Genomic DNA, 5,557 nt, shown 5'->3' on the forward strand with positions numbered 1-5,557 from the left:
TCTCGTGAGTGGAGCGCCCGTGGAGATACGACGAACGAGTCCGGAGACACCGGTGAACGCCTACGGCGACCTGATGCTGCAGACCGCACGGGTGGTGCGGATGCGCTACGTCCGCTGCACCCGTGACCCGCGGCTGTCCCCCGCCGAGGCGGACGAGCTGGCGGACCTCTTCGAGCGGCTCGCCCGGGGCGACTCCGGTGTCGATCAGATCGACCCGAACGAGGCCATCGGTCTCGCGTTCCGCATCCTCGACGACGACAATCCGGAGTTCTCGAGCCTCTGGCCACGGCGCCCCTGAGCCCGGACGGCCCGTGGGCCGATGCGACGACGGCGGCCCGGGACAGGTACCTGTCCCGGGCCGCCGTCGTACGATGTCCTCCCCCTGCGCGGGCGGGTCCGTACCCGCAGCGGCGGGCAGGCTCAGCAGAACCCCGCGTGGAGGGGGTGTGCGCCGGCCGCGCCGAACCCGGCGGGCTGGCAGGTCGCCTCCAGCACCGACAGCCACATGTCGCCGTTCGGGTCGACCTGGTTGCGACGGCTGGTCATCAGGGTCAGCGGGACGTGGACGAACCGGCGACGCCAGCGCGCGACCGCGGCCTCGGTGCGTCCCGCCATGGCCGCGTGCACCGCGGCGTGCGCCAGGCGCAGGCAGTAGACGCTGTCGTAGGCGTTCGCGGCCACGCTGCGGATCGCGTAGCTGGGGTCGATGTAGCGGATCGTGGGGGCGAGGCCCGCGTCGGTGAGGTGCGTGCCGACGCGCTCCCGCAGGAGCTCGGCGACGTCGCCCAGCCGGACGTTCCCCGAGGCGTCGGTCGCCGACCCGGCCGCCGGGTGCTCCGCCAGCAGGTCCTGACCCGCCCCCTCGGCGAGGACGATCACGACGTGTCCCGCGGTCCGCACGTGCCTCTCGACGTGCGCGAGGAGGCCGTCGTCACCGTCCAGGGCGAACGGCACCTCGGGGATCAGCACGATGTCGGCCAGACTCGAGGCCAGCGCCGCGTAGCTCGCGATGAACCCCGAGTGGCGGCCCATGAGCTTGACGATGCCGACACCGTCGCGGCTCGCGGCGGCCTCGACCGCGACCGCGGTGATGAACTCCGTGGCCCGGGCGAACGCGCTCTGGAACCCGAACGACTGGTCGGTGAAGGGCAGGTCGTTGTCGATCGTCTTGGGGACGCCGATGACGGCGATGTCGAGGCCCCGTGCCCGGATCGCCGTGCTGATGCAGGTGGCCGCGCGCATCCCCCCGTCGCCCCCGACCACGAACAGCATGTCGACACCGCGGGACACGAGGCTGTCGACCATCTCGTCCGGGTCGTGGCCGCCGCGCGAGCTGCCCAGGATCGTGCCCCCGGAGTTCTGGATGTCGCGGACGTCGTCGAGGGTCAGCTCGACCGTGTCGTCGACACGGGCCGCCGTCAGTCCCTCCAGACCGTTGCGGAAGCCGAGGATGCGCTCGACCCCGTAGTGCACGGTCAGCTCCTGCACCAGGCCGCGGATGACGTTGTTCAGGCCGGGGCAGAGCCCTCCGCAGGTGACGATCCCGGCGGTGACCTCCTCGGGCCGGAAGTAGATCCGCCGACGCGGACCTGCCGCCTCGAAGCTCGCGGCCTCGACGGAGGGCCGGTCGTGCTCGGCCAGCATCGAGACGGTGTCCTCGAGGAGGACCCGGTCACCCTCGGCCACGTAGTGCGGTGAGGTCTGTTTGGCGGTGAGCAGGCCCGCCATCGGCGAGTCGTACCGGCACTCACCCAGTTCGCGGACCCGGAGGTCGTCCCGGTGCAAGGTCACGGCTGGTCCCTCCTCGTCCCGGTGGCCCGGTCGAAGGTCGTGTGGGTGACATGGCGGATCTGCCCGTCGGTGATCAGCAGGGACTCGACGACGGTGGTGCCGCCGCTGCTGCGGGGCCTGCCGAGCAACGGGCCCCCGTTCACCCCGGAGGCGGCGAAGAAGGCCGTGTCCGCCACCAGCTCCTCACAGCGCAGGATGCGGTCGGTCGACCGGCCCGCGGCGCGCAGGGCCACCGCCTCCGCCTCGCGCTGCGGTGCGAGCCGGCCCAGCATCCCGCCGCCGAGCGCGCGGACGGCGGCTGCCGTCAGCACACCCTCCGGGGTGCCCCCCACGCCGAGCAGGAGATCGACGTCGAGGGTCGGCGTCAGTACCGCCAGGCTCCCGCCGACGTCGCCCCCGGCCGGGGTCTGCACCGCCGCACCGGCCCGCAGCACCCGGGCGATCAGCTCCGCGTGGCGTGGCTTGTCCATGATCATCACACGCAGGTCGCCGACCTTCTTGCCCACGGCCTCCGCCACCTTGGCGACGGTGCGCTCGGGCGGGTCGTCCAGATCGACGACGTCGCGCGCGGCAGGCGGAACGACGATCTTGTCCATGTAGAAGCCGGGGCCGGGCGACCAGAACGATCCCGTCCGGCCGAACGCGATCGTCGCCAGCGCCCCGGGCAGGTCCCGGGCACAGAACGACGTGCCCTCCAGGGGGTCGACGGCGATGTCGAAGTCGGGCCCGTCACCGGTCCCGACGATCTCGCCGTTGAACAGCATGGGGGCGTCGTCCTTCTCCCCCTCCCCGATGACCACCGTCCCCCGCCCCGGTGCGCGGGCCAGCGCTGTGCGCATCGCCTCGGTGGCCGCTGCGTCGGCCGCATCCTGATCGTCACGGCCGGCCCACGGGTAGGCGGCCACCGCGGCGCTGCGGGTCGCCTCCAGGGCCACCGCCTCCAGTGTGCTGATGTCGGGTGCCGACATGTCGGGCTCCTCGGGTCGGTCGGGCGGGCACGGCGGTCGGACTCACTCGAGGTTGGCGTGCAGCCGCCAGAGGTCGCGGGCCTGGCTGTCCCCGGACTTCCAGAGCGTGTGGAACAGCGCGTCACTGATCAGCAGCACCGACTGCTCGAAGAGGCTGCCCGCGTACTGGACGGAGGCGCTGCCGTCGAAGTCCTGCTTGTCGGCGGCCGGCACCACCAGGGTCTCGGTCGCGATCTCGGCCAGCGGCGAGCCGGCCGCCGTGGTCAGTGCGATCACGTCGGCGTCCTGGGCCCGGGCCGTCTCGGCCGCCCGGACCACACGTCCCGTCGTGCCCGAGCCCGACGCCGCCACCAGGACGTCGCCCGCTCCGATCGCCGGAGCGGTGACCTCCCCGACGACGTGGGTCGGCAGCCCGAGGTGCATGAAGCGCATCGCGGCCATGTTCAGCGCCAGACCGCTGCGCCCGGTCCCCACGGTGAAGACCGTGCGGGCGCGCAGCAGCAGGGCGCCCGCACGGGTCCATGCCTCGGGCTCGATCCTGGCGCTGACCCGCTGCACCTCGTCGACGACGGCGCGGGTGGCGACCGAGAACTCGCCCGGGGTCAGGTCGTGGGTCATCTGGCGGGTCATCGCGTTCTCCCTCTCGTCGTCGTCCCGGTCATGCCCGGCCGACCGATGCCAGGCTGCGCCGGGCGGCCTCGGCCACGGCCGCGGCGGTGATGCCGAACTTCTCGAACAGCGTCGCGACGTCGGCCGACGCCCCGAAGTGCTCCAGCGAGACGATCTCGCCGGCGTCCCCCGCGATGCGGTGCCAGGGCTGCGCCACACCGGCCTCCACGACGACCCTCGCCCGGACCGACGGGGGCAGTACCCGGTTCCGGTAGTCCTCGTCCTGACCGTCGAACCACTCCAGGCAGGGCATGGAGACCACCCGGGTGGCGACGCCCTCCGACTCGAGCATCCGCCGCGCCCCGAGGGCGAGCTGGACCTCCGACCCGGTGCCCACGAGCACGACGTCCGGACGTCCCGACGAGGCCTCCGCGAGCACGTACCCGCCCCGTGCGACGCCCTCCCGCGAGGTGCCCTCCAGGGTCGGCACGGCCTGGCGGGTCAGGGCCAGGCCGGCCGGGCCCGCGTTCTCGAGCACCGTCCGCCAGGCGTACGCGGTCTCGTTCGCATCGGCGGGGCGCACCACGGACAGGCCGGGGACGGCGCGCAGCGAGGCCAGCTGCTCGACGGGCTGGTGGGTCGGCCCGTCCTCGCCGAGCCCGATGGAGTCGTGCGTCCACACGAAGACGACGGGCAGCTCCATCAACGCGGCCAGGCGCACGGCGGGCCGCATGTAGTCGCTGAAGACGAGGAAGGTCCCGCCGTAGGGCCGGGTGCCCCCGTGCAGCGCGATCCCGTTGAGGATCGACCCCATGGCGTGCTCGCGGACACCGAAGTGCAGCGTCCGTCCGTGGGGCTGGGCGCTCCAGCTCGACGTCGAGATCCCGGCCGGGCCGAAGGAGTCCGCGCCGGCGATCGTCGTGTTGTTGCTCCCCGCCAGGTCCGCCGAACCACCCCACAGCTCGGGCAGCCTGTCGCCGAGCGCCGCCAGCACCGTCCCCGATGCCTTGCGGGTGGCGACACCGGCATCACCGGGCTCCCAGACCGGCAGGGCGTCCGCCCAGCCGGGGGGCAGCTCGCGTCGCCGGAGCCGGTCCAGCAGCGCCGCACGTTCCGGGTTCGTCCGGGCCCACGCGTCCGCCTCGACCTGCCACGCGGCGCGGGCGGTACGGCCGCGGTCGGCCGCCTCCCGCGTGTGTCGCAGCACGTCGTCGTCGACCTGGAAGCTGAGCTCCGGGTCGGCACCGACGCTGCGCTTGACCGCGGCGAGCTCCGCACCGCCCAGTGCGGCGCCGTGGACGGCGCCGGTGTTCATCAGCCCGGGGGCCGGATAGCCGATCACCGTGCGCAGCACGATCAGCGTCGGGCGGGTGCTGTCGGCCCTGCTGTGCTCGACGGCGTCGAGGAACGCCGCGACGTCCTCGCCGCCGTCGACGGTCAGGACCTGCCACCCGTAGGCCTCGTACCGTGCCGCGGTGTCCTCGGACAGCGCGATACGGGTGTCGTCCTCGATGGAGATCTCGTTGCTGTCGTAGATCACCGTGAGGTTTCCGAGCTGCTGGGTCCCCGCCAGCGACGACGCCTCGGAGGTCACCCCCTCCTGGATGTCGCCGTCGGAGGCGATCACGTAGATCCGGTGGTCGAACACGCTGGTGCCGGGTTCGGCGTCCGGGTCGAGGAGGCCGCGTTCACGCCGGGCGGCCATCGCCATCCCGACCGCGTTGGCCAGGCCCTGCCCGAGCGGGCCGGTGGTCGTCTCGACACCGGCCGTGTGGCCGTGCTCCGGGTGGCCCGGCGTCCGCGAGCCCCATGTCCGCAGGGACCTCAGGTCGTCCAGCTCCAGGCCGTACCCGCACAGGTAGAGCTGGATGTAGAGGGTGAGGCTGGAATGACCGGCGGAGAGTACGAACCGGTCCCGGCCGAGCCAGTCCGGATCGGTGGGGTCGTGCCGCAGGACCCGCTGGAACAGCGCATGGGCGACCGGCGCGAGGCTCATCGCGGTCCCGGGATGGCCGCTCCCGCACCGTTCGACCGCGTCGGCCGCCAGCACGCGTGCGGTGTCGACGGCGCGCCGGTCGAGGTCGGTCCAGTCGGCGGGGACCCGGGGGGCGGTCAACCGGGCCAGCTCGTCGTCGGAGCGCGGCGGGGACACGGACGCCCCCAGCGGCGCGGTACGGACGGTCACCGGC

Annotated in this window: 5 protein-coding genes; 1 reads left to right on the top strand and 4 read right to left on the bottom strand. The window is 73.3% G+C overall.

From position 1 onward, the window contains the following. The first annotated feature begins 52 nt into the window (after positions 1-52). Complete coding sequence (locus NH602_RS27435; RefSeq protein ID WP_253069305.1) at positions 53-298, top strand: hypothetical protein; 246 nt, start codon at positions 53-55, stop codon at positions 296-298. Between the two features lie 122 nt (positions 299-420). Here NH602_RS27435 and NH602_RS27440 read toward each other — a convergent pair whose 3' ends face one another. The 4 genes from NH602_RS27440 to tkt are packed head-to-tail and all read right to left on the bottom strand — an operon-like array spanning position 421 to position 5,520. Then, complete coding sequence (locus NH602_RS27440) at positions 421-1,791, bottom strand: ATP-dependent 6-phosphofructokinase (RefSeq protein ID WP_253069306.1); 1,371 nt, start codon at positions 1,789-1,791, stop codon at positions 421-423. After that, complete coding sequence (locus NH602_RS27445) at positions 1,788-2,759, bottom strand: fructose-bisphosphatase class II family protein (RefSeq protein ID WP_253069307.1); 972 nt, start codon at positions 2,757-2,759, stop codon at positions 1,788-1,790. The genes NH602_RS27440 and NH602_RS27445 overlap by 4 nt, the downstream gene beginning before the upstream one ends. 42 nt (positions 2,760-2,801) lie before the next feature. Next, on the bottom strand, positions 2,802-3,389 hold the full coding sequence (gene hxlB / locus NH602_RS27450; RefSeq protein WP_073573858.1) for a 6-phospho-3-hexuloisomerase: 588 nt from the start codon (positions 3,387-3,389) through the stop codon (positions 2,802-2,804). A 28-nt stretch (positions 3,390-3,417) separates the two neighbouring features. Then, positions 3,418-5,520: a transketolase gene (gene tkt, locus NH602_RS27455; protein WP_253069308.1), complete on the bottom strand. Its 2,103-nt coding sequence runs from the start codon at positions 5,518-5,520 to the stop codon at positions 3,418-3,420. Positions 5,521-5,557 lie beyond the last annotated feature (37 nt).

It is taken from the genome of Pseudonocardia sp. McavD-2-B (assembly GCF_024124365.1).
GTDB lineage: Bacteria > Actinomycetota > Actinomycetes > Mycobacteriales > Pseudonocardiaceae > Pseudonocardia > Pseudonocardia alni.